General features: G+C 59.4%; 19 protein-coding genes. 12 read left to right on the top strand and 7 right to left on the bottom strand.

The features are described from left to right. Nucleotides 1–55 precede the first annotated feature (55 nt). The 12 genes from AB4O22_RS30545 (at nucleotide 56) to AB4O22_RS30490 (ending at nucleotide 15,696) form a co-directional block, all read left to right on the top strand. A complete protein-coding gene (locus AB4O22_RS30545; protein ID WP_013694280.1) occupies nucleotides 56–517 on the top strand; it encodes a GNAT family N-acetyltransferase in 462 nt (153 codons plus the stop codon). 896 nt (nucleotides 518–1,413) lie between these two features. Beyond that, a complete protein-coding gene (locus tag AB4O22_RS30540) occupies nucleotides 1,414–2,070 on the top strand; it encodes a DedA family protein (RefSeq protein ID WP_003205927.1) in 657 nt (218 codons plus the stop codon). A gap of 5 nt (nucleotides 2,071–2,075) precedes the next feature. After that, entirely contained in the window at nucleotides 2,076–2,888 is an 813-nt protein-coding gene (locus tag AB4O22_RS30535) for a M90 family metallopeptidase (RefSeq protein ID WP_057452269.1), read from the top strand. Nucleotides 2,889–2,999: 111 nt separating this feature from the next. Continuing rightward, nucleotides 3,000–3,527, top strand: a complete 528-nt coding sequence (gene ppa / locus AB4O22_RS30530; protein WP_003205933.1) for an inorganic diphosphatase — start codon at nucleotides 3,000–3,002, stop codon at nucleotides 3,525–3,527. A 195-nt stretch (nucleotides 3,528–3,722) separates the two neighbouring features. After that, nucleotides 3,723–4,454, top strand: coding sequence for a LexA family transcriptional regulator (locus AB4O22_RS30525; RefSeq protein WP_460095734.1), 732 nt, complete (start codon nucleotides 3,723–3,725; stop codon nucleotides 4,452–4,454). A gap of 544 nt (nucleotides 4,455–4,998) precedes the next feature. Then, entirely contained in the window at nucleotides 4,999–7,494 is a 2,496-nt protein-coding gene (locus AB4O22_RS30520; protein WP_460095733.1) for a type I restriction-modification system subunit M, read from the top strand. Continuing rightward, nucleotides 7,487–8,785 carry a restriction endonuclease subunit S gene (locus tag AB4O22_RS30515; protein ID WP_460095732.1) on the top strand — a complete coding sequence of 433 codons (1,299 nt, stop codon included), beginning with the start codon at nucleotides 7,487–7,489 and terminating at the stop codon, nucleotides 8,783–8,785. The genes AB4O22_RS30520 and AB4O22_RS30515 overlap by 8 nt, the downstream gene beginning before the upstream one ends. Before the next feature lies 1 nt (nucleotide 8,786). Further along, entirely contained in the window at nucleotides 8,787–10,439 is a 1,653-nt protein-coding gene (locus tag AB4O22_RS30510) for an ATP-binding protein (RefSeq protein WP_460095731.1), read from the top strand. A gap of 78 nt (nucleotides 10,440–10,517) precedes the next feature. Beyond that, nucleotides 10,518–13,844: a type I restriction endonuclease subunit R gene (locus AB4O22_RS30505; RefSeq protein ID WP_460095730.1), complete on the top strand. Its 3,327-nt coding sequence runs from the start codon at nucleotides 10,518–10,520 to the stop codon at nucleotides 13,842–13,844. Beyond that, complete coding sequence (locus AB4O22_RS30500; RefSeq protein WP_460095729.1) at nucleotides 13,841–14,542, top strand: M48 family metallopeptidase; 702 nt, start codon at nucleotides 13,841–13,843, stop codon at nucleotides 14,540–14,542. Before AB4O22_RS30505 ends, AB4O22_RS30500 begins: the two co-directional genes overlap by 4 nt. A gap of 243 nt (nucleotides 14,543–14,785) precedes the next feature. Further along, entirely contained in the window at nucleotides 14,786–15,292 is a 507-nt protein-coding gene (locus AB4O22_RS30495) for a winged helix-turn-helix domain-containing protein (protein ID WP_460081593.1), read from the top strand. Nucleotides 15,293–15,300: 8 nt separating this feature from the next. After that, complete coding sequence (locus AB4O22_RS30490) at nucleotides 15,301–15,696, top strand: restriction endonuclease (RefSeq protein WP_460095728.1); 396 nt, start codon at nucleotides 15,301–15,303, stop codon at nucleotides 15,694–15,696. Nucleotides 15,697–15,866: 170 nt separating this feature from the next. On the opposite strand, the gene AB4O22_RS30485 is transcribed toward AB4O22_RS30490, so the two are convergent. The 7 genes from AB4O22_RS30485 to thrC all read right to left on the bottom strand — a co-directional run bounded on the left by AB4O22_RS30485 (nucleotide 15,867) and on the right by thrC (nucleotide 25,135). Further along, nucleotides 15,867–16,226, bottom strand: a complete 360-nt coding sequence (locus AB4O22_RS30485; RefSeq protein ID WP_046065533.1) for a DUF6124 family protein — start codon at nucleotides 16,224–16,226, stop codon at nucleotides 15,867–15,869. 595 nt (nucleotides 16,227–16,821) lie between these two features. Continuing rightward, nucleotides 16,822–18,096, bottom strand: coding sequence for a glycoside hydrolase family 68 protein (locus AB4O22_RS30480; RefSeq protein WP_460095727.1), 1,275 nt, complete (start codon nucleotides 18,094–18,096; stop codon nucleotides 16,822–16,824). 582 nt (nucleotides 18,097–18,678) lie between these two features. After that, complete coding sequence (locus tag AB4O22_RS30475; RefSeq protein WP_460095726.1) at nucleotides 18,679–19,683, bottom strand: hypothetical protein; 1,005 nt, start codon at nucleotides 19,681–19,683, stop codon at nucleotides 18,679–18,681. A gap of 227 nt (nucleotides 19,684–19,910) precedes the next feature. After that, on the bottom strand, nucleotides 19,911–21,323 hold the full coding sequence (locus AB4O22_RS30470; protein ID WP_027912047.1) for an aldehyde dehydrogenase family protein: 1,413 nt from the start codon (nucleotides 21,321–21,323) through the stop codon (nucleotides 19,911–19,913). After that, entirely contained in the window at nucleotides 21,320–22,378 is a 1,059-nt protein-coding gene (locus AB4O22_RS30465; RefSeq protein ID WP_460095725.1) for a homoserine dehydrogenase, read from the bottom strand. The genes AB4O22_RS30470 and AB4O22_RS30465 overlap by 4 nt, the downstream gene beginning before the upstream one ends. 943 nt (nucleotides 22,379–23,321) lie before the next feature. Beyond that, on the bottom strand, nucleotides 23,322–23,759 hold the full coding sequence (locus AB4O22_RS30460) for an Lrp/AsnC family transcriptional regulator (RefSeq protein WP_053125728.1): 438 nt from the start codon (nucleotides 23,757–23,759) through the stop codon (nucleotides 23,322–23,324). Nucleotides 23,760–23,770: 11 nt separating this feature from the next. Beyond that, a complete protein-coding gene (gene thrC, locus AB4O22_RS30455) occupies nucleotides 23,771–25,135 on the bottom strand; it encodes a threonine synthase (RefSeq protein ID WP_460095724.1) in 1,365 nt (454 codons plus the stop codon). Between the last annotated feature and the right edge of the window lie 4 nt (nucleotides 25,136–25,139).

Below are 25,139 nucleotides of genomic sequence, written 5' to 3'. Positions count from 1 at the left end.
GGCAGCGCGATGTTGTTGTCTGAATATCTGTCGACCTTTGCAGACGAGACCTACCATGCGGATTATCCAAGCGACCCTGGAACACCTGGACCTGCTGACCCCATTGTTCGTCAAATACCGGGAATTCTACGGCTCCCTGCCCTACCCGGATTCGTCCCGAGCCTTTCTCGAAAAACGCCTGCGCCGCAAGGAGTCGGTGATCTACCTGGCCTTGCCCGATGATGACGACAGCAAATTGCTGGGCTTCTGCCAGCTCTACCCAAGCTTCTCGTCGCTGTCGCTCAAGCGCGTGTGGATCCTCAACGACATCTACGTCGCCGAAGACGCCCGCCGCCAACTGGTGGCCGACAACCTGATCCGCACCGCGAAAAAAATGGCCAAGGAAACCAACGCCGTCCGCATGCGCGTCTCCACCAGCAGCAATAACGACGTGGCGCAGAAGACCTACGAGTCGATTGGGTTCAAGGAAGACACCGAGTTCAAGAACTACGTGTTGCCGATCAGCGAGGGGATCTGAGCCGTTCGGAGCAATGTTGGATGTGATGGTTGGGGACATATCCATTGCTGCGGTGATGGCGGCTTAGGGTTCCGCCCTGACGGCGGCTCACTTTTGAAAAGCGCAAAAGTAAGCAAAACGCTTTTGCCCCACCACTTGGTGCCTCGCCTAGGCTCGGCATGCCCTCTCTCCGGCCAGCGTGGTTAACGGGGCGCCGAGATCAACATCCACCGCGAGGCGGCCTAACGGCCGACCAGACTCTTGCGGTCGTACACCCGTTAGATCTGTGGGAGCAAAGCTTGCTCGCGAGGCGGCCTGACAGCCGGCCTGGCTCTCCCAGTCGTACCCCGTTCCCATTGTGGGAGCGAGCTTGCTCGCGAAGGCGGCCTAACAGCCAGCCTGATTCTCCCGCTCATACACCCGTCAGACCTGTGGGAGCAAAGCTTGCTCGCGAGGCGGCCTGCCAGCCGGCCTGGCTCTCCCAGTCGTACCCCGTTCCCATTGTGGGAGCGAGCTTGCTCGCGAAGGCGGCCTAACAGCCAGCCTGATTCTCCCGCTCATACACCCGTCAGACCTGTGGGAGCAAAGCTTGCTCGCGAGGCGGCCTGACAGCCGGCCTGGCTCTCCCAGTCGTACCCCGTTCCCATTGTGGGAGCGAGCTTGCTCGCGATAGCGGTCCGTCAGGCAACATCAATACTGACTGCTCCACCGCCATCGCGAGCAAGCCCCCCCACAAAATGCTCCACTGCCCACAAAACCACCGAAATCCCCCGCTACAAACTCAACACGCGCTTCACAATCCTCGCCGTATAATGCCGCTCTTCCCGGCTTGTAAGAAAAAGCTACACACTCTGTAGCCATACTCAAAGCCAGACCCACAAGCCTGCCGAGTCGGGCCGCCACCACAGGTGCTATGCATGGATTTCAATCCCCTCGACCTCATTCTGCATCTCGACGTCTATCTCGACATGCTGGTGACCAACTACGGGACGTGGGTCTACGCCATCCTGTTCCTGGTGATCTTCTGTGAAACCGGCCTGGTGGTCACGCCCTTCCTGCCGGGCGACTCGCTGCTGTTCATCGCCGGCGCCGTCGCCGCTGGTGGCGCCATGGACCCAGTCCTGCTGGGCGGCCTGCTGATGCTCGCGGCGATCCTCGGCGACAGCACCAACTACCTCATCGGCCGCACCGCCGGCGAAAAACTGTTCAGCAACCCCAACTCGAAAATCTTCCGCCGCGACTACCTGCAGCAAACCCACGACTTCTACGACAAACACGGCGGCAAAACCGTGACCCTGGCGCGCTTCCTGCCGATCATCCGCACCTTCGCGCCCTTCGTCGCCGGCGTGGGCAAGATGAATTATCTGCGCTTCTTCGGCTTCAGCGTCCTCGGCACCGTCCTCTGGGTCGGCGGCCTGGTGACCCTCGGCTATTTCTTCGGCAACGTGCCATTCATCAAGCAGAACCTGTCGCTGCTGGTCGTCGGCATCATCCTGGTGTCGCTGCTGCCGATGATCATCAGCCTGGTGCGCAGCAAACTGAGCCAGCGCGCCTCGAAAGCCCAACCACGCTGATCGCCATGTGGTCCCTGAGCAACTGGCGCCGCCGACGCACCCTCGCCAAACACCCCGTGGCCGAGGACACCTGGCAGCGAGTGCGCCAACAATTGAGCTTCCTCGACGGCATCAGCGCCGCCGAGGACCAATGGTTGCGGGAAGCCTGCGTACTGTTCCTGCACGACAAACACCTCACCGCCCTGCCCGGCGTCGAACTGCACCAGGAACAACGCCTGCTGCTCGCCGCCCAGGCCCAATTGCCGCTGATGCACCTGGGCGAACTGAACTGGTACCAGGGCTTCCACGAAATCGTCCTCTACCCCGACGACTTCCTCAGCCCCCAGCGCTACCGCGACGCCAGCGGCATCGAGCACGAATGGGACGGCGAACACAGCGGCGAAGCCTGGCCCCAAGGCCCGATCATCCTGGCCTGGGACGGCGTGATGGCCAGCGGCGGCTGGGACGGCTACAACCTGGTGATCCACGAACTGGCGCACAAACTCGACATGCTCAACGGCGACGCCAACGGCCTGCCACCGCTGCACGCCGACATGCGCGTCAGCGACTGGGCCGACGCCATGCAACAAGCCTTCGACGACCTCGACCGCCAACTCGACCACAACCCCGACGCAGAAACCGTCATAGACCCCTACGCCGCGGAAAACCCGGCGGAGTTCTTTGCCGTCACCAGCGAATACTTCTTCAGCGCCCCGGACCTGCTGCACCAGGCCTATCCACGGGTGTATGAACAGCTCAAGGCGTTCTACCGCCAGGATCCGTTGGCCCGGCTGCGGCAACTTCAAGCCGAAGATCCGGTCTATCAGGCGTCATACTAAGGTCTCTACGACCCTGGTAACGTGGCAACAGCGGCTGAATATGCCTATAATCGCCGCCACTTTTTGGTCAATCCGACCAGTCATTTGGTCAACTAACGGGGGCACCGCCCAATGAGCTACAGCAAGATTCCGGCTGGCAAAGACCTGCCGAACGACATCTACGTCGCGATCGAAATCCCGGCCAACCACGCCCCGATCAAATACGAAATCGACAAAGACAGCGACTGCCTGTTCGTTGACCGTTTCATGGCCACCCCCATGTTCTACCCGGCCAACTACGGTTACATCCCCAACACCCTGGCCGACGACGGCGACCCCCTCGACGTGCTGGTCGTGACCCCTTACCCAGTTGCCCCAGGCTCGGTCATCCGCGCCCGTCCAGTCGGCATCCTGAACATGACCGACGACGGCGGCGGCGATGCCAAAGTCATCGCAGTGCCACACGACAAACTGTCGCAACTGTACGTCGACGTGAAGGAATACACCGACCTGCCACCGCTGCTGATCCAGCAGATCGAGCACTTCTTCGCGAACTACAAAGATCTCGAAAAAGGCAAGTGGGTCAAGATCGAAGGCTGGGCCGGTGCTGATGCCGCCCGCGAAGCGATCACCAAGTCGGTTGCCGCCTACAAAGGCTGAAACAAACTTGATAAAGAACCCCGGTTTGCCCCGGGGTTTTTTTATGTCTTAATGGTTCCCAATACGAAACTGTATTAACACTGTGTAACCACGTTTAGCCCGCGCCTTTCAAATCCTGCAAACGGAAAGATCGTCTTATATATTTGAACGACTTGTTTATTGCCGAAAACACAGTCGCCCCTAAACTTTCCGTTTATGAAAATACTTTCCAGTGGCGACCGCTTCAGAGCCCTTCTAAGAGAAGCGAACATCCGTTCCGCCGACTTCGCGAAGTTATACGGCGTGAAATCCCAACACGTGAACAACTGGTTCAACCGTGGCATCCCACCCGGGCGCATCCACAGCATCGCCAGCCTGCTGACCGTCAGCCCGGAATGGCTCGCCCACGGCGAAGGCCCACAGACCCCATTGGGCCTCGGCCCCGGCACCACCTATGAGGCGGCCGAAAACGATGGCGTCTACAGCGTGGTGGAACCCACGGACATCGAACTGCCCTTCTACAAGGAAGTCCCCATCGCCCCCGGCGAAACCAAAACCCACATCACCGAAATCCCCGACCAATCCATCCGCCTGCCCCGCAGCCACCTCGAATCCCTGGAAATAAACTCCAGCGACGCCATCTGCATCACCATGGTCGGCGACAGCATGGCCGAACGCATCGCCGACGGCTCCACCCTCGCCATCGACCGCGGCCTGACCCAAATTGTCGACGGCCAGATCTATGCGCTTGAGCACGACGGCATGCTGCGCATCAAATACCTCCACCGAATCCCCGGCAACCGACTGCGCCTGCGCAGCCACAACAGCGCTGCGTATCCCGACGAAGTCTTCAGCGCCGAACAGATCGACGCGCAACACATTCACGTGATCGGCTGGGTGTTCTGGTGGTCAACCCTCAACAAACAGAGACCGCCGGTGTCCGACTAACCCACCCAAGACCAGAAACCGTGGCAGGAACTGTAGCAAGAGCTGTGGCAGGAGCTTTTGTGGCGAGGGGATTTATCCCCGCTGGGCTGCGCAGCAGCCCCCTGCTCTTTATCTGAATTCCCCCTAACCCAATGATTCCACACCACTTACCTCTGGGATTCTGAACCAAACCCGCGTATCCTCCGCCCCACATTTGCGAGCCCACGCCTCGCACCGACAAGGCAGATCACTTTCTGACCAAGTCCCACAGCCGGCCGCAAGAGCCGGATGTACGTTTTGAAGGCTGGTAAGGTTTGTCAAAAACGAGCTGAATCAGTCAACGAGAAGCCGGCCATAAGCCGGCTTTTTAACGTCTGAGATCTTTACTTGTCTTCGCAGCGACGGCATTTAAGCGTAAGCATCCGGGCATCCTGTCTTGCGCCACCCAACCTGACCCCGTACAACCGAGACTGCTCAGTGCAAAGCTTGGATTGGGATACAATCCCCGGCATTTAATACCATCAGGATCGGCATCCGCTCCTGAGTGCCCACAAGAGATTCCGCAATGCCCCTCACGCTGCAACAACTGGAACGCCATCTGTTCAAGGCTGCCGATATTCTGCGCGGCAAGATGGATGCCTCGGAGTTCAAGGAATACATTTTTGGCATGCTGTTCCTCAAGCGCTGCTCCGACGTATTCGAGGAGCGCTATGAGCAGGTCGTTGCCGATGAGATAAACGCTGGCAAGAGCAAGGCCGAGGCCTTTGTCTCGGCGGAAAATCCGCGCTGGTACAAGCGTGACGGTAATTTTTGGGTGCCCAGCCATTCGCGCTTCAAATATTTGCTCAACGAAGCGCACATCAACGTCGGCAACCTGCTCAACAAGGCGCTGGGTGGCATCGAGGAAAATAACGTCTCCCTGGAAGGGGTACTGGAGCACATCGACTTCACCCGCAAGGTAGGCCAGAGCAAGATTCCCGATCAGAAGCTGCGCCAACTCATCACCCACTTCGGTGACGTGCGCCTGCGCAACAGTGACTTCGAATTCCCTGATCTACTCGGCGCAGCCTACGAGTACCTGATCGCCGAGTTCGCCGACTCGGCCGGCAAGAAAGGTGGTGAATTCTATACGCCGCGCTCTGTTGTGCGGCTGATGGTGCACCTGCTCAAGCCGACCCTGGCTCACGATGTCTACGACCCCTGCTGTGGCTCGGGCGGTATGTTGATCGCAGCCAAGGAATATATCGAAGAGCACGGCGAAGATGGCCGCAAGGCCAACCTGTTCGGCCAGGAATTCAACGGCACCGTCTGGTCCATCGCGCAGATGAACATGCTGCTGCACGGCATCAGCAACGCCTGGCTGGAGAACGAAGATACCCTGGCCGACCCTCGGCATATCGAGGGCGGCGAACTGCGCCGCTTCGACCGCATCCTCACCAACCCCCCGTTCTCCATCAACTGGGGCCATACCGAGAAGAGCCAGGATGGCAGCCTGGCCTGGAACCCGACATTCCGCGAGCAGCGCTTCCGTTTCGGCGAGGTGCCGCTGGGCTCGAAAAAGGCCGACTTGATGTTCCTCCAGCACATGCTTGCCGTCACCCGTGACGAAGGCATGATCGCCACCGTACTGCCCCATGGCGTGCTGTTCCGGGGCGGTGAGGAGCGCGGCATCCGCGCTGGAATTATCGAAAACGACCTGCTCGAAGCCGTGATCGGCTTGCCGGCCAACCTGTTCTATGGCACCGGCATTCCGGCATGCATCCTCATCCTGCGCCAACAAAAGCAGGAAAGCGCCAACCGTGTCAGCGCCAAGCCTGCCGAGCGCCAGGGCAAGGTGCTGTTTATCAACGCCGACCGCGAGTGCTTCGAGGGCCGTGCGCAAAACTACCTGCTGCCCGAGCACATTGAGAAGATCACCACCGCCTTCGACGAATTTCGCCGGATCGACGGTCTTAGCGACGTGGTGGATATCGCCACACTGCGCGCCAATGATTACAACCTGAATATCCGCCGCTATGTGGATAACGCACCACCACCCGAGCCACATGATGTGCGTGCTCACCTGCTGGGCGGGGTACCCAAGGCCGAAGTCGAAGCGAAAGCTCCGCTATTCGCCGCCCACGGCCTCGACCCGCAGGACCTCTTCGTGGCGCGCGACGCACAGTATCTCGATTTTCACAGCGAGCTGACCCGCCGCACCGACCTCAAGCCGGCCATCGAAAGCAATGCAGGCCTGCTGGTCAAGGAGGCCGCCCTCCGTGAGGCCTTCGAGCGCTGGTGGCACGAACACAGCCCGCGTATCACCGCACTGGCAGGGAAGCTAGATAACAGCGCTGCACTGGTCGAACTGCGCGGTGAATTGCTGGCCAGTTTTAGCCAGACGCTGGAAGGCATCGGCCTGCTCGACCCCTTCCAAGTCAGGGGCATCGTCGCGGGCTTTTGGTACCAGAGCAAATACGACTTCCTTGGCTTGATGGCTCGCGGTAGCCGGGGCGTAATCGACGCTTGGCACACCAGCATCATCACCGCCCTGGAAGACAAGACCAGCAAGCAAAGCCCGCTGGAGCACAAGCTAGTGAAGTTTCTGCTCGGCGATTTCGTTGGCGGGCTGGCCGAACTGGAGGCCAAAAAGGCCGAACTGGACAACCAGCTCAAGGCTGCCGCCCCAGCCAAAGTGGAAGGGGCTGACGAGGCCGACAGCGCAGCGGATGCCGATGACGAGGAAAACTCCATTGACGAAGCCCAACTCAAGGCCTGGAAAGCAGAGCTAACCAAGGTGAAAAAGCAGCTCAAGGCCCAGCAGGAAAACTTCGCAAGCCATCTGAATCAGGCCGTCGAAGGGCTGGACGAGCCACAAGCCGCCGAGTTGCTGCTCACCATTCTGCACAACGATATGCAGGCCATCGTCGAGAGTTATATCGCAGCCCAGCGCAAGCACGTCGTCGTCGCCTTTGAGAACTGGTGGGACAAGTATCGGATAACACTAAACGAGATTGAGCAGAATCGTGATGCGGCGGCAGAGGCATTGCAGGGGTTCTTGAAGGAACTGGGGTATGTCTGAGACTGCACTTTCGGCAATTGCCGAGATTAACCCCGGCATCCGCATTCCAAAGGAAATCACTGGTACCGATCAGGTTTCGTTCATTCCAATGGGCGACGTATCGGAGTCGGGGGACTGGATCACCAGGCAAACACGACCGCTACGCTCGGTAACGGCTGGATTTACCGCATTCGAGGAAGGCGACGTGCTTGTCGCCAAAATCACGCCGTGCCTCGAAAATGGCAAGGGTGCACACGCGCAAGGACTACGAAACAGTATTGGTTTTGGCAGCACGGAGTTCCATGTACTACGCGCAAGGCAAGGCATTCACCCACGTTTCGTGTTTCACGTTACACAAAGCCGGGGCTTCCGACAGTCTGCGGAGCGGCAAATGGTTGGCTCTGCCGGCCAGCAGCGCGTGCAACGCCAGTTCTTTGATGAATTCCTCGTCAGGGATTTTTCCCAAGGTGAGCAACGAGCCATTGTCCAAATCCTCGACACACTCGACACTGCCATCCGCGACACCGAGGCGCTGATCGACAAGCTCAAAGCCGTCAAGCAGGCTCTGCTGTACGACCTGCTTACCCGCGGCATCGACGCCAACGGCCAACTGCGCCCGCCACAGAGTGACGAGCCGCAACTCTACAAGGAGTCGCCGTTGGGGTGGATACCGAGGGAGTGGGAATGCAGGGAGTTTTCAGTACTGGCTGAATACCTGAACGGCAACACCTTCGATGCTGCTGAGTGGACAGATAGCGGCTTTCCCATCATCAGAATCCAGAACCTGAACGGCTCGCGTGACTTCAACTACTACGCAGGGGCAATACAGGAAAAGTGGCATGTACATCCCGGCGATCTACTGTTCGCTTGGTCTGGGCAACGTGGGGTTTCTTTTGGGGCGAGGCTCTGGGATGGCCCGGAGGGAGTCCTGAATCAACACATATTCAGAGTTCTGCCGAAAGTGAGCCTTGTCTCCAAAATGTTCCTGTTCCGCCTTCTCAGGTTTCGGCAGATGAATATTGAGGACGCAGCTCATGGCTTCAAAGACTCATTTCTGCATGTGACGCGGGGAGAGCTTGGCAGCGTGAATGCGGGTGTTCCGCCACTTGATGAGCAAGAGCGAATAGAGCTCCGGATCGCGGCTTATGAATCCAAACTTCTCGCAGAGGAAGCCGAACTCGGCAAACTCCAGAGTATGAAGTCCGGCCTGATGGACGACCTGCTGACCGGCCGCGTGCGTGTCACTCCGCTGTTGGAATCAGTGCCTGTTGCACCTATCGACCAACAGCCTGTTAGACAAATGGGAGCCTGAGATGACCCCGCGCCTACCGCCCCACGAATCCCTCACCGTCGAGTTCAAGAGTGACCGCAAGAAGCTGTCCGACTCCGACCTGATCGAGGCGCTGGCGTGTCTTGCTAACTCTGAGGGCGGCGAACTGTGGTTGGGCGTCGAGGACGACGGTACGCCCACCGGCCTGCATGCGGAGCATCACCTGCTGGAGGGCTTAGCCGGCATGGTCGCAGCGCGCACCTCGCCGTCGCTGAACGTACAGGCCGAGGCGCACGACCTGGATGGCGTGACCGTGGCTCGCATCCATGTACCCAAAACCCAGAGCGAAGTGGCCACCACCAGCGGCGTCTATCTACGCCGCCGCTTGAAACACGACGGCACTCCCGAATGCATAGCCATGCTGCCCCATGAGCGCAACAGCCGCGCAAGCAGTTTCGGCCTGCTCGACGTCTCCGCCCAGCCGGTGGCCGGCGCCACCCTGGCCGACCTCGACCCGCTGGAGCGTGAGCGCTTGCGCCAGGCGGTGCAGCAATACGGCGGCGACCGCGTGCTGTTGGAACTGGACGATGAAGCCCTGGACGGCGCACTACTGTTCACTGCGCGCCAGCCGGACGGTACGCGCGTGCCGACGCTTACCGGCCTGCTACTGATCGGCCGGGAAACCTCCCTGCGCCAACTGGTGCCCACCCATGAGTTCGCTTTCCAGGTGCTGGCCCAGCAGGCGGTGCGCTTCAACGAGTTTCGCCGCTTCCCATTGCTCAAGGCACTGGACTGGCTGGAAACCAACTTCCGCCCCTACAACCCCGAAGAAGAGCTACAGGTCGGTCTATTTCGCGTGCCAGTGCCCAAGGTTGACCTCGGCGCCTTCCGTGAAGCCGTAGCCAATGCCTTGGTGCATCGCGATTACCACGGCAGAGGCGCAGTGCATGTGCGCCTGGAGGACGATGCCCTGGTGGTCAGCAATCCCGGTGGCTTGGTAGATGGCGTCACCCTGGCCAACCTGTTGGTGACCGAACCGCGCCCGCGCAACCCGGCCCTGGCCGACGCCATGAAGCGCGTCGGTGTGGTCGAACGCTCCGGCCGAGGCGTGGACAAGATTTTCCGCGGCATGCTCAAGTTCGGCCGACCGGCCCCGGACTACAGTTACACCACCGCCCAAAGCGTAGTGCTGCGCCTACCCACCGCAGAGGCCGACCTGGACTTCCGCCGCTTGGTAGTCGAGCACGAGCGCGCCACCAATGCCGAGCTGCCCATTGACAGCCTGATCGCCCTGGCCGCCCTGCGTGAAACCAAGCGCGTCACGGCCGACGAACTGGCCGTACAGATCCAGCGCGACACCGCCAGTGCCAAACGCACCCTGGAAGCCCTGACCGAAGCCGGCTTGGTCGAGGCCCACGGTTCTACCCGAGGGCGCAGCTACACTCTGTCAGCCAGTCTGTACCAGGCCGTGGGCGACAAGGCCGGTTATACCCGCCAGGCAGGCTTCACACCCATTCAACATGAGCAGATGGTGTTGAACTACGTGCAGCAGCATGGGCAGATTCAGCGCGCTGAAGTAATGGATCTTTGTCGGCTCTCGCCTGATCAAGCGGCAAAACTGCTCAAGCGCATGAAAGACAAGGGCACACTGATACAGCAAGGTGAACGACGCTGGTCGGTCTATAAGCTCGGCTAAAAATTCTATGAGCCGCTATGAGCCGCTTATGAGCCTGTATGAGCCCATACATGCCTGAACTGGATTAAAGGAGTAACCGTGGGCTGGGAATTGGAAGACGTCGAAAAACCCTTTGTGGCTCAGTTACAGGGGCTGAACTGGAAGCATACCGAGGGCAGCCTCGACGACCCGGCCATCACTGGCCGCAGCAGTTTCAGTGAAGTGATTCAACGGGCTGCACTGGCCGAGCGCTTGCGTGCCATCAACCTGCGCGACGGTCAGCCCTGGCTGGATGAGCAGCGCATTGCCGAAGCACTGGCGGCCATTACCCGCGTGGGCGCCGGCAAGCTGATGGAAGCCAACCAGACAGTCACTGAACTGCTGCTCAAAGGCATCACTGTCGACGGCCTCCAGGGCTGGGAAGGCGGACGTGGTCAGACCATCCAGTACATCGACTGGGCCAACCCGGCCAATAACCACTTCAGCGTGATCAACCAGTTCCGAGTGGATTGCCCACCGGGGTACAGCAGCGGAAAGAAATTTATCGTTCCGGATCTGGTGTTGCTGGTGAACGGCATCCCGCTGGTAGTGGTGGAGTGCAAGAGCCCCTCCATTCCAGAACCGCTGGCCGAAGCTGTCGATCAATTGCGCCGCTACAGCAACCAGCGCAAGGCAGCCTTCGAAGTCGAGGACAACGAGGGCAACGAAACACTGTTCGCTAGCGTGCAGCTGCTGGTCGCCAGTAGCTACGACGAAGCACGAGTGGGCTGCATTGGGGCCGGCTTCGGGCATTTCTCCCAATGGAAAACCGTGGTTGGCCCGGAAGGTAGCGGCAGCGAGCAGTCAGTAGCCGAGCAGCTAGGCAAAGCCAAACTGTCCGAGCAGGAGCGCCTGGTGGCAGGCATGCTGACGCCGGCCCACCTGCTCGATCTGATCCGGCATTTCATGCTGTTCATGCAGGTTGGCGGGCAGACCATCAAGACGGTCTGCCGCTACCAGCAGTACCGCGCGGTGAACCGCACGGTGATCCGCATGAAACGCGGGCAGACACGCGTCGAGCATGGCGAGAGCGACCAGCGCGGCGGCATCGTTTGGCACACTCAAGGCTCAGGCAAGAGCCTGACCATGGTATTTCTGGTGCGCAAGATGCGCACAGATACACAGCTGCGCCGCTTCAAAATCATCGTGGTCACTGACCGTAAAGACCTGCAAAACCAGCTCGCCGCCACCGCCACGCTGAGCGGTGAACTGCCGGAGGTGGCCTCCAATATCGAGGGTGTTAAAGCCTTGGCTCGTCGCCAGGGCCCCGGCCTGGTATTCGCTACCATCCAGAAGTATCGCAATCCCGAACAGGAGGAAGATGGGGAGGCGCCGATCCCTGCGCAAGCTGCGGCCCCCCTCAAAGCCGCAGAAAAGCGCGCGCCCTATCTGGTCAGCAAACCATTCGAGGTGCTCAACCACGACGAAAGCATTCTGGTATTGATCGATGAGGCGCACCGCACCCAGGCCGGCGATCTGCAGGCGAACCTGCTGGCGGGCCTGCCCAACTGTGTGCGCATCGGCTTTACCGGTACACCGATCATCATGGGCGATAAGAAACGCACCCACGAAATTTTCGGCGCATTCATCGACAAATACACCATCAAAGAAGCTGAGGCAGATGGCGCAACAGTGCCGGTGCTTTACGAAGGACGCACTGCCCAGGGCGCATTGAAAGATGGGGCGAGTCTGGATGAACTGTTCGAGGATTTGTTCCGCGAGCACAGTCAGGACGAGCTGGAGCTGATCAAGAAAAAATACGCCACCAAAGGCCATATCTTTGATGCCCCCGCGCTGATCGCTGATAAGGCACGCGACATCCTCAGACATTACGTCACCAATATCCTGCCCAATGGCTACAAAGCGCAGGTTGTAGCCTATAGCCGGATTGCGGCAATCCGCTATTTCCACGCGCTGCAGGCCGCCCGCGATCAGTTGCTGGCCGAGGCCGAAGCGTTGCCAGCAGCCGACAAGGGCCTCGACGATGAAGCACTCTGCCAGCGTCCACCCAAGCTGCAGGCGCGCGTGCAGGCGTGGCGCTATCGCGACAGGCTACGCGGCCTGGAGTTCGCACCGATTATTTCTGGCTCAAATAACGATCCGGCCGAGTGGAAAACCTGGACGGATGGCAGCAAGCACGAGCTGCTGATCCAGCGTTTCAAGAAGCCCCTGAATCATGAGCAGCCAGGCAAGGCCGACCCGTTGGCTTTCCTGATCGTTAAATCTATGTTGCTCACCGGCTTTGACGCCCCCATCGAAGGGGTCATGTACCTTGACCGGCCAATCAAGGAAGCCGAGCTGCTGCAAGCCATTGCGCGGGTCAACCGTACTGGTTTCGGCAAGCGCTGCGGCATCGTGGTCGATTACTACGGGGTCGCCAACCACCTGCGCGAAGCGCTGGCAGCCTATGCCGACGAGGATATCGAAGGTGCGCTGAGCAGCATCAAGGACGAGGTGCCGGTACTGCGCGATCGTCATCTTCGCGTGGTGGATGTGCTGCGTCGCCAGGGCATCGAGTCGCTGGAAGATGCCGAAGCCTGCATTGCCGCACTGGAGTCGGAAAAGGTGCGCGCCGAATTTGCGGTAAAACTCAAAGCGTTCCTCAACTCATTGGACACCGTGCTGCCACGCCCCGAGGGTCTGCCCTTCGTCAAGGATGCCAAGCGCCTGGCCTATATCCATGCACGTGCGCGTGGGCGTTACAAGGACCTGCCGCAACTGGGCAAGGATGTCGGCGCCAAGGTGCGCAAGCTAATCGACGATCACGTTATTTCGCTGGGCATCGACCCGAAGATTCCGCCAATCCAGCTCACCGATGCAGACTTCGAGAAGCAGTTGTCGCGTAGCGTCAACGACCGCGCCAAGGCCTCAGAGATGGAGCACGCCATTCGCTCGCATGTGCGCAAGCATACTGATGAAGATCCGGTGCTCTATCGCAAGCTGTCCGAACGCCTGAACGAGCTGCTCAAGTCGCTGGGCGAGCAGTGGGATCAGTTGGTTGAGCAGATGCAGAAGATCATCAACGAGCTGCGCAGCGGTCAAATGAGCGATGACTACAACCCCCTGGATTTGCCCGAACACTATGCCCCCTTCCTGCGCACCCTGCTGGATGTGGTGTGTGCCGACGCCAATCCGCAGCCCGCCGAGCTGCTGCGTTTGAAAGATGTGACAGTGGAACTGGTCGACCTGTTGGTGGGCGAACTCCAAAGCCACCGCGATATCTGGAGCCCGCGCAAGCGAGCGGCACAGGAGGAGCTGGCCGGGCAGCTATTCGATTATCTAATGCGACTGCGTCCGCCCTTGGTGGATAGCGATACTGCGGGGGTGCTGTCTGACCGCCTTATGGATCAAGCGAGAGCCAGCCATGAACGGTTGATGCAGCTGTGAGCAATCAAACCCTCACCGTAAACGATCTGCAACTGACGCTACGCCGCAGCGCGCGGCGCAAGACGCTACAGATCACTGTCGAGCGTGACGGCGCACTTATCCTGTCTGCCCCGCCAGAGGTTGAGGAGCAAGCGCTGCGGCAATTCGTAGCGGAAAAAAGCTTCTGGATTTACTCGCGTCTTGCCGAAAAGGAACGCCTGCAGCGCTCAATCCCCACCAAGGAATACGTCGACGGAGAGGGGTTTCTGTATTTGGGTCGAAGTTATCGCCTCAAACTGGTTGATGAGCAGGATGTGCCACTGAAACTTTCTGCCGGTCGCTTCCGCCTGCTGCGTAGCGAACTGCCACGAGCCCGCGAACATTTCATCCGTTGGTACAGCGAACATGCCCGCAACTGGCTGGCCTTACGCGTCAAGAACCACCAAGCCCGCATGGACCTGATCCCCAGCGGTGTGCGTGTGCAGGATCTGGGCTATCGCTGGGGCTCCTGTGGCAAAGGCGCACAGCTCTACTTTCACTGGAAAACAATCCTGCTGCCCAAGCCCATTGCGGAATATGTGGTGGTGCATGAGATGGTGCACTTGCAAGAGCCACATCACACCCCAGAATTTTGGCTCCGCCTGGAGCGCGTCATGCCTGACTATGCACAGCGCAAGACATGGTTGGCAGAACATGGGATCGAAGTTGAAGGGGTCTGAAGCTCTTCTCTTGCTCGTGACCTTTCGAACTCCAGGCTTAAGGTCGATCGCGCCACCACAAAGCGGTTGGGGAACACACCTTGCGCAGATCAGGCAGGTATCCACTGATGCTGCAGACGCTCGATATCAGTAAGTCTCCGGCCCAGCCACACCAGTCACTATTTAGGGTGAAGGTATAGGCGCACGACAACCAGGATCCGCACCTGCTTTAATACGCCCCGGCAACTGAACAGGAAGTTACTCATGCCCATCCCGGATTTTCAGAGCGTCATGCGACCGATCCTGGCCACCGTCGCCGACAATACTCCGCTAGCCCTAAGTGAGCTTCGCGAACGCATCGCCAACGAGTTTCAGCTCAGCGAGGAGGAGCGCAGCGAACGCCTTCCTTCCGGCAAGCAAACGGTCATTAACAATCGAGTCGGTTGGGCGCGCACCTATCTGAATAAGGCGGGGTTGCTGAGCATTCCGGCAAAGGGACTGGTGCAAATCACCGAACGCGGTCGAGAGGCGCTGAACAGCGGGCCGGCACGTATTACTGTTAGGTGGCTCAAGCAATACCCTGAATTCGCCGCGTTCCATACGACCAGTCCCGCCGATGACCCAGCGTTAGCCTTGCAGAGCGAACCGGTCGAACAAGCGACTCCCGACGAGCAACTGGCCGCAGCGCACCAGGCGCTGACGCAATCATTGGCGGATGAACTGCTAGCCCTGGTGCGTGCAGCTTCACCAACTTTTTCGAGCAACTGGTAGTCGATCTGATGATCGCCATGGGCTACGGCGGTTCACGCAAGGAAGCAGGGCGCGCGACGCAACAAACCAACGACGACGGCATCGACGGAATCATCAAGGAAGACAAGCTCGGCCTGGACGTCATCTACCTGCAAGCCAAGCGTTGGACCTACACCGTACACCGCCCGGAAATAGACAAGTTCATCGGCGCGCTCACCCGCCAACGCGCCCGTAAGGGTGTGTTCATTACCACTTCGGACTTTTCCAACGGAGCCCGTGAGGCCGCCATGAGCCTGGATATCAAAGTGGTGTTGATCGATGGGCTGGAGCTGGCAAGGCTGATGGTCGAAAACAATTTAGGTTGTAACGTCAAACAGGTTTACGAAGTGAAGCACTTGGATAGCGATTACTTCGTGGAAGATTGACCCAGCTGGCTTGCGGCTCACTGCACCCACTGATGTCTGCTGACGTGGACAATTATCCAACAGGTAGTTGGACAATTTTGACGCTAGTCGTTTCGGGGCTCTCGGGATACAAAAAAGGCCTTGCCATGCAAGACCTTTTATTCATACCCCGGGGTAAGCGCGGCCCCTTGTTACCTCACCTCAACAATATCCAAAGCCCGATTCGCCAACAGCTCACTCACCTCAATCACCTGCAAAATCCCCAACGCAAAATGCCGTCGTGAGCCCTCAAGACCAAACGCCAAATCACTGATCATGGCATTCGCCGAAGCCAGGTTTTCACTGAGATTGGCAAGCAGACACTCCGAATCAACATCCGGTGCGATACGGAAGATGGTGTTGGGCTTGTCAGACGTTTCTTCCTTCGGCGTAGGCTTCAGGTAGTAATCCAACGCCCGGTTGGCAGCGTCATCAAGCTTATTGTTACGAGCAGATTGAGCGCGAGACACATGCTCATCTGTGGTCGGAGGGTTCGGTGTAATTTTTGCCATCGACTTAGGTTCCTTAAGTGATGCTGCAACCACCTCGCGACTAAACGAGAGGGCGGCAGCTGTGCGCAGGTTAGTCGACCGGTGAACCTAAGAATCCCGGCGCGCCCGGGGGCGCCCTGCGCACAGCCACCATCAATACAGGAACAGCACAGCCTGTCCGACGGGACTTGGTACACCTTAGGTTGAGACGGGCGACTAAACCCGATCACTGATGCTCAGTGACAGGACTCAAACTACCGACGCCCTCCAAGACGCACAAGCCGGCGGATTCTGGCGTAGTTGTAGGCAATGGCGCAAGGCGATGTCGGTCGTGGCTAGTCTCGTGGAGTCACGATAAACAGCGGGCTGGAATGTGGCTGATGCACCGCTATCGCGAGCAAGCTCGCTCCCACAGAGGAGCTTGTGTACGTATGTCGCTGGGGAATGCATTCACGACCGGCTGCATCCTTGCAGCCAGTCGCGAAGAGGGTTACGACGCGTTGTTCAATGGGGCTTGCGAGCAACGTCGCAATGAATCAGGCGGGATATCTCGATCATATCCACGACGGTTTTGTCATCGACCGCAAACCCGCTGCCTGAAACCCCTGTGTTGCTGTTACTTGAGGGTGACGTCGAGCATCGGCGGGATGTAACCGTAGTCGTACTCGGCCACCACGAACGTCTGCAGCCCTTTTATTTTCATGCCCACCGTTGGCGCCTCGGTGCCACCGACACGAATCTGCGTGCCGGTTTCGTCGGTCGGTACGCTGTCGATGAAGGAGGTCACCAGGCCGTTTGGCATTACATAGTGCGAGTAGGTCTGGAATGGCTGCGAGGACGGGTTACCCAGCACCAGGCCGGAACCGTTCAGCGGCACGTAAGGGCCGAACAGCGAGTCCGCGACAAAACCGTATACGCCGTCCGGCCCGGTTACACCGTCGGCATAGGTGAAGGTATGGCTGATCGTGAACAGGTAGTACTTGCCATCCTGGAACACGAAGTGCGGGCGCTCGGTCTGGTCGTTTACCCCGACGGCGGTCAGCAGTGGCGGCAACATTTCCCAGTCGTCACCGTCCGCGTCGCGGGCCACGGCGATGCCGACACAGGCGGTCTGGAAGCGCGAGTTGCCGACATCTTCATAACCCGGCGGCACATCGCCGATTTCTGCCTCGCCTACTTTGTGCGAGCCGCGCTCACCGGCCACGTTACCCTCGAACAGCATGTACAGCTTGCCATCTTTCGGGTCGCGGAAAGGCCATGGGTCGCGGAAACCCCAGAACGCGTTTTGTGCTTCGGTCTGGTACATCTTGCCGTCAGCCTCGAACAGCGGCTTGACCTTCTCGAAGCCGACCATGCTGACACCATGTTCAGTGGTCACTACCCGACCGCGCACCTTGACGATGGTCGCGCCTGGGGTGACGGCGGTGTAATACAGGTCCACTTCACCTCGGTCGTTCAACAGGATCGGCGTACCGGCCCATTCGCGAGCGGTCGGCGAAACGCCTTCGGCCATCACGCGGCCACCGAATTCCCAGTTCTTGCCGGTACGAGAGAACCAGTAGTACATCTTTGCCCGACCGTGACGATCGTTCCAATCGCGGAGGATGTCGTAGTTACCGTCCTCGTCGAGGTACTGCGGGTCGTTTGGATGACGATCGGCCGTCAGGGTAAAGATTACCGACCAGCCATCGACGGACGTCACGTTACCGTCCAAGTCGCGCAGGGGCATGGTGTCCCAGATGAACACGTCGTTGTTCAGTACCGGGAAATCCGCGCTGACCAGCGGTTGAGTGGTGGTGGGATCATCCGCCCGGACTTTCAACGCATCAGCGCGGGTCCAGAGGCTGGGTTGATGGGGGGTTACACCAAATTTTTCAGTGTTGGTTTTCATAAGGTAATACCTCGTCCATGAATGGATTCAAATAAATAACGATTCAGAAATACTGTATGTGCATACAGTGAAGCCACCTTATAGGGGGTTATGCATGCGGGTCAAGCTTAAAAATGCATTTGTGCATAATTTGATTTTTTCTTTGAGCTGATACGTTTCAGCTGTGAACGTTTGCAGAAGTTAGTTCATGGTGAGATCGACGACGTTGCCTGCTCGGTCGGTGCTCTGAACGCTACTCGGTGGAAGGCACGCGTAACGGGGCACCGGGCGAAAGCAATGCATAGAGGGATTGGTCAACTGAGCCTGCGCGTTCTGCGCAAAGGCCAATGCAGGGTGGGGAGCCACACGGGGTTTAGATTTGTCGCCGTCGGCGGCATGAAGGGAAGCGGGACGTGGTGAGCTGCTTGCGAGGTGGTGAGTCAGTGGTTTTGATGTTGACTGGTGTGCCGCTATCGCGAGCAAGCTCGCTCCCACAGTGGGAGCTGCGAAATGCCTGTTATGGCGGTGGGTCACGAACGCTCAGTCACTCAATACCCGGGGTAAGCGCGGCTCTGAATTTCACACATCGAGGTCAGGCTTGGTCTAGGCAAACGCGCAAACAAAACTCCTGACGCGGCCGGCTTCAACACCCAACAAGCCTATTTCGGTTTCATCAATGGCTTGGAGTTGAACCAGGTTCATGCCTTCGCGCCGGTAAACTGCACTGCCCTCTGAATCTGCATGAACCACATACCCCCCATGCTTTACGCCTACACGACCTTTATCGAGAACAATACTGGCCGAGACCAGGATATGGAAATCCAAGACGTTGTTCTTATGCAGAACCGTCGCGCCAATGAAATGTTCTGCGCATATTTCCAAAGCCATTTGCAGCCCATGGATCGCTGGGGTTTCCCGATAACTGCCCGGCATGAATATCTTATCTTCCCAGAACTGCGCGTCATTCAGTTCTTCCAGCCCATCGTTTCCTATGTTGGGGTAACGTTTATGCTGGTAAAAAACGTTTCCATTCCAAATGATGAAGCCTGTATTTCTAACGATTCCGCTGCCGGCTTCTGAACCATCTGTTTCGATTGTTGCGATCCGCGCCTTCGTAGCCTTTGCATAATCGCCATAAACCCCTTTGTTCATGCGGTCCCGCTCCGGGATTTCATTCACAACCGCATCTATTTCCGCACCATATTTTGCCTTGTTGATATTTCTGGCCTGTCCCCATGATTTCAACTGCTGGGTTCCCCTTTTCAGCTTCCTGGAATCTGGACGCAACATTGACTTGAACCAAAGCGTCGTGCCTGGGACCAGTATCAGCCATGGATTTATCTTTGAAATATCTATCAATATTGCACGGATGATTTCTTTTTCTTCCTCCGAAATAAACGAGACAGGCATTTCCTTGGAGAAAAGATACTCGGGGGCAACGACAAGACAATAATCCAGTTGATGTCGATCGATATGTTTGGCGAAGGCAGTTCTCGCCATGTACAGCAAAGCCCCGATTCTAAGCTGTATGCAGAGAAGGCTATTCTCGACGGGGACTCTTAATCTGCGTGTATCGAAGTCCCAGACCACCACCAGCACGTTCGGCATCCTTTCCTCCCGCCTGGCTGCTGAGCGGTGCCGCAAGCCGGGTTGGCCGCATTCGTGTGAGAAGGCACTTGGCGCATATTCCAGGAAAATTCAGCTTAGATGAGCCAGGACGATTTGGCCGACAGCCCCTGAAAAATATTTGTGAAACGCAAGAATCGAGGCTTTTTTGGATGCCGCAAAAAAAACGGGCAGGTGACCAACCTGCCCGATGCCAACGACCTGACCCATCACCCCAACGTATTCAAACAAACCACCTTCGGCTGGGTCATTTCCTCATACGCGAAGCGCACCCCTTCCCTGCCCAAACTGCCGTACTTGGAACCGCCAAACGGCATCGCATCAAACCGGAAATCCGACGAATCATTGATCATCACACCCCCCGCTTCGATCCGCCGCGCAGCGCTCATCGCGGTGTTGAGGTCGTTGGTGAAGATCCCAGCGTGAAGCGCGTATTCAGGTTCGTTAGCCAACGCGATGGCCTCATCAAACGTGTCGAACGGCTGCAACACCACCACTGGCGCAAAGGCTTCGTTGCGCCAGAGTCGGCTGGAATGATCGACGTTTTCCAGGACGGTGGCGGCGTAGCAGGTGCCTTGGCGGCGGTGGCCGCAGAGCAAGGTGGCGCCTTGTTGCAGGGCTTCGTTGACGACCTGTTCGGCGTTCTGCGCGGCTTGTTGGGTGATCATCGGGCCGATGTCGGTGTTGGCGAGCAGTGGGTTGCCGACGACGAGGGCTTGGGCCTGGTTGACGAAGCGTTCGCGGAAGGCTTCGTAGATCGGTGCGTGGATGAGCAGGCGTTGGGTGCCGATGCAGTTTTGCCCGGCGGCCCAGAAGGCGCCGGAGATGCAGCTGTCGACGGCGGCGTCGAGGTTGCAGTCGCCCATGACGATGACGGGGGCGTTGCCGCCGAGGTCCATGGCGAGTTTTTTCAGGCCGGCAGTGCGGGCGATTTGTTCGCCGGTGACGAAGCCGCCGGTGAAGGAGATCATCCGCACGTCGCGGGCGGCGACCAGGGCTTTGCCCAGTTCCGCGCCGCCGGTGGCGACGGTGACCACGGTTTCAGGCAGGCCGGCGGCGACCAGGTACGACACCAGTTTGAGCGCCGACAACGGCGCCAGCTCGGACGGTTTGAGGATCACCGCGTTGCCGCCAGCGATGGCCGGGCCGAGTTTGTGGGCGACCAGGTTCAGCGGGTCGTTGTAGGGGGTGATGGCGACGATCAGGCCCAGGGGTTCGCGGGTGAACCAGCCCTGGCGCGATTCGGCGCCTTCGTAGGCGTCGAACGGTACGATTTCGCCGGCGTTGCGCTTGGCTTCTTCGGCGGAGAGCTTGAGGGTGTTGACGCAGCGTTTGACTTCTTTTTCCGCCTGCTTGAGGGTCTTGCCGGCTTCGTCGACGATCAGCCGGGCGAAGGCTTTGGCGTCGCGCTCGATGTTCAGTGCCGCGTGTTCGAGAATGCTGGCGCGGCGATGACGTGGGAGTGCGGCACAGGCGCGTGCGCCGCTGCGTCCGGTCTCGAGCAGGTGCGGGACTTCTGAGGCGCACACGTCGGCGACGGTGCCGACGATGCTGCCGTCAAACGGGTTGAGGACTTCGATGTGCGGTTCGACGACCGCCAGGGCCAGGCGCGATACGTTCACAGGTTGTGCTCCTGTTTGCGGGTTGCCGATTGGTGGATGTGAATGATGTCCGACAGCAGTGCGAAGGCGGTTTCGGTACGGCCTGCGCCCGGACCGGAGACGGTGACGGCGCCGAGCAGTTCGCTGGTGAACGACACAGCGTTGGTGGCGCCGCTGATGCTCGCCAGTGGGTGGTCGTTGCTCAGCAGGCGCGGTTCGACGCTGGCGCTGATGGAGCCGTCGGCCTGGCGTGTGGCGGCGCCAATGAGTTTCCAGCATGCACCGTCGTGGCGGGCTTTTTCGATGTCGGCGAGGCTGAGGGCGGAGATGCCGCTGCAGGTGACGTCGTTGACGGTGAGTTTGGCGTCCAGCAGTTCGTTGGCGAGGATCACCACTTTGAGGCGCACGTCGTGGCCTTCGACGTCTGCCGTTGGGTCGGCTTCGGCGTAGCCCAGGGCTTGGGCCTGGCTGACGGCTTCGGCGAACCCGAGGCCGCCTTCCATGCAGGTGAGGACGAAGTTGGAGGTGCCGTTGAGGATGCCTTCGAAACCGGTGATCGAGCTGCCGGCCAGGGACTGTTTGGCGAGGCGAATGACCGGGGTGCCGCTCATGACCGAGCCTTCGTATTCGAAAGCGACGTTGTTGCGCTGGGCCAAGGCTTTGAGCTCGGCGCCGTGCAGGGCGATGGGGCCTTTGTTGGTGGTGACCACGTGTTTGCCGCGCTCCAGGGCCCAGCGGCAGAACGAGGTGGCAGGCTCGCCGTCCACCGGATTGGTGAAGGTGGCTTCGGCGATGATGTCGGCGCCGCAGTCTTTGATCACGGCTTCGTTGAGGGCATCGACGGTGCCGCCGGGCAGTTGAGCCATGGCGCCTTTGGTGGTTGGCAGTTTGGCCAGCAATGCGGCGTCGAGGCCGTGACGGTCCATCACCGAACCGAGGAACAGGTCGGTCACGCCGACGATTTTCAGGGTAAAGCCGAGCTCGGTTTTCCACTGCTGGTTGCGCTCGGCAATCAGTTGAGCCAATGCCCGGTTCACACCGCCGAAGCCGACCAGCGCCAGTTTGTATTCAGTCATTTTTGTTATGTCCTTGATCCGGGTGATTGGAGTTGTTGGGATCTAGGTTAGGGAGGTGGCGTGGGCAGTGAAATATGCCAATTTGCTCTATTTTTTGGGCGTTTTGACCAGGGGGTGGGCAAAGCGGTAGGTGTGGATTCGATCGTTCCCACGCTCTGCGTGGACATGCATCCCGTGACGCTCTGCGTCGCCCTCTCAGAAGCGGAACGCGGAGCGTCCCTGGCGGCATTCCCACGCGGGAGCGTGAGGAACGATCGCTCACAGCACCCGCGACCTGATCGTTCCCACGCTCTGCGTGGGCATGCATCCCGTGACGCTCTGCGTCGCCCTCTCAGAAGCGGAACGCGGAGCGTCCCTGGCGGCATTCCCACGCGGGAGCGTGAGGAACGATCGCTCACAGCCCCCGCGACCTGATCGTTCCCACGCTCTGCGTGGGCATGCATTCCGTGACGCTCTGCTTCACCTCGAGAAGCGGAACGCGGAGCGTCCCTGGCGGCATTCCCACGCGGAGCGTGAGGAACGATCGCTCACAGCACCCGCGACCTGATCGTTCCCACGCTCTGCGTGGGCATGCATCCCGTGACGCTCTGCGTCGCCTCGCAGAAGCGGAACGCGGAGCGTCCCTGGCGGCATTCCCACGCGGGAGCGTGAGGAACGATCGCTCACAGCCCCCGCGACATGATCGTTCCCACGCTCTGCGTGGACATGCATCCCGTGACGCTCTGCGTCGCCTCGCAGAAGCGGAACGCGGAGCGTCCCTGGCGGCATTCCCACGCGGGAGCGTGAGGAACGATCGCTCACAGCCCCCGCGACCTGATCGTTCCCACGCTCTGCGTGGGCATGCATCCCGTGACGCTCTGCGTCGCCCTCTCAGAAGCGGAACGCGGAGCGTCCCTGGCGGCATTCCCACGCGGGAGCGTGGGAACGATCTGCACTACCGGGCTCAGACCACCGACGACAACACAAACGACGTCACGGTGTTCTCCACCCCCGGCAACGCCGAGATTTCTTTCCACACCTTGTGCACCCGCTCCGGGTTCGCCGCGCCGACGCGCAGCATCAAGTCAAACTCGCCACTCATCACATCGCACTGCAGCACTTCGGGCATGGCTTGCAAGGCCTGCAATACCTCGGCGCCGCGCATGCGGTCGTAGCGGTAGACGAAGATCACGGCGTTGATGTTTGACGACGCCTGCGCGCCCTCCCCGGTGCGCACCGTGTAGCCCTGGATCGCGCCGTCGCGTTCGAGGCGTTCGATGCGTTGGCGTACGGCGTTGCGCGAGAGGTTGACCTTGGCCGCCAGCTCGGCGTGGGCGGCGCGGGCGTTGAGGCGCAGTTCGGCGATGATGCGTTCGTCGAGGGGGTCGAGAATTCGCTTCATGGGGCCTCCGGTTATAGGGCGCCGAGCAGTTGATGGAGGGCACCGAGGTCGTCCGGCTGGATGCGATGAATCTGCGCAGGACCATGCTCAGAAACCGGGCGTTGTTGCGCCGCAATGTGGATCCCCAACTCGCCGAGCAACACCGCCGATTTGGCCGGGGAGATCTCGCCCAAGGTCACCATCGGCGCCACCAGGCTGCGCCGGTACAAGCGCGCCGCGAGCACACCGGTGGCGGTGTGTGGGTCGATGACGTAGCCGGTGTCGCGATGCAGCGAAGTGATCTCCTCCAGCGTCTGCTCATCGCTGACCGCGTACGAGTCGATGATCATCCGCGCCTGCAACCAGAACTCGTTGGCGATGGTCATTTCGCCCTGGGTTTCGAAGGTGTGCATCAGCGCGCTGACTGCTTGATCATCGTGCCCATAGAGCTCCCAGAGAAACCGTTCCAGGTTGGAAAAAATCGACAAATCCATGGCCGGCGACAGGGTCTTGCTGGCGCGCAATCGCGAGTAGTGGTTCTTCAAAAAGAACTGATGCAGCGCGTCATTCTGGTTGGTGGCAACGATCATCTGCGTGATCGGCAAGCCCATCTTCTGCGCGATGTAGCCGGCATAGACTTCGGCAAAACTCGCCGCCGGCACGCTGAAGCCAATGGGCCGCTGACCGCCGCCCAGTTGCAGCACGGCGTGGAAATAAAACACCAACTGCGCCATGACGCTGACCCAGTTGCTGGAATTGAAACTGATCGCCTCATGCTGTCGGAACAGTTGGGTGACCAGGGTCTGGCATTCATCGAAACTGCCATCGACGGCCACTTGATGAACCCGCGGATGTGCCGTCGCTTGCAGGTCTTGAAGCTGATCTTGCGGTACGCCGGCCTCGGGATAAATCACCACCACGTCGGTCTCGTCGCAGTGCTTGAAGGCCTCGATGGCGGCCAGGCCGGTGTCGCCGTTGGTGACGCCAATCACCACCGCGCGACGCCCGCGTTTACGCAGGAAGTACTGCACCAGCCGCGCCTGCAATTGCGCGGCAAAGTCCTTCGAGGAGCGGGTCGGCCCATGGAACAATTCCAGGACCCATTCATTGCGATCCACTTGATGCAACGGTGCCAGGGAGCGATGGCTGAACTGGCTGCCGGCCTCCTTGAGCACCCGCTTGAAGTCAGCCTCGGGGATCGCCTCGCCCACGAACGGACGCATCACTCGATAGGCCAGTTCGTCGTAGGACAAGGTCGACCAGTTGGCGATGTCCTGGGGTTCGAACAGCGGCAGTTCGACGGGAACGAACAGCCCGCCGTCCTCGGCGATGGCCGACAGTACGACGCGTTCGAAGTCGACCTGCACGGTTGAATTTCGGGTACTCACATAGCGCATGGTC

Source organism: Pseudomonas sp. S3_B11 (assembly GCF_054667715.1).
The sequence above is the reverse complement of the archived record's forward strand: the minus strand, read 5'-3'. Positions and strand labels throughout refer to the sequence as shown.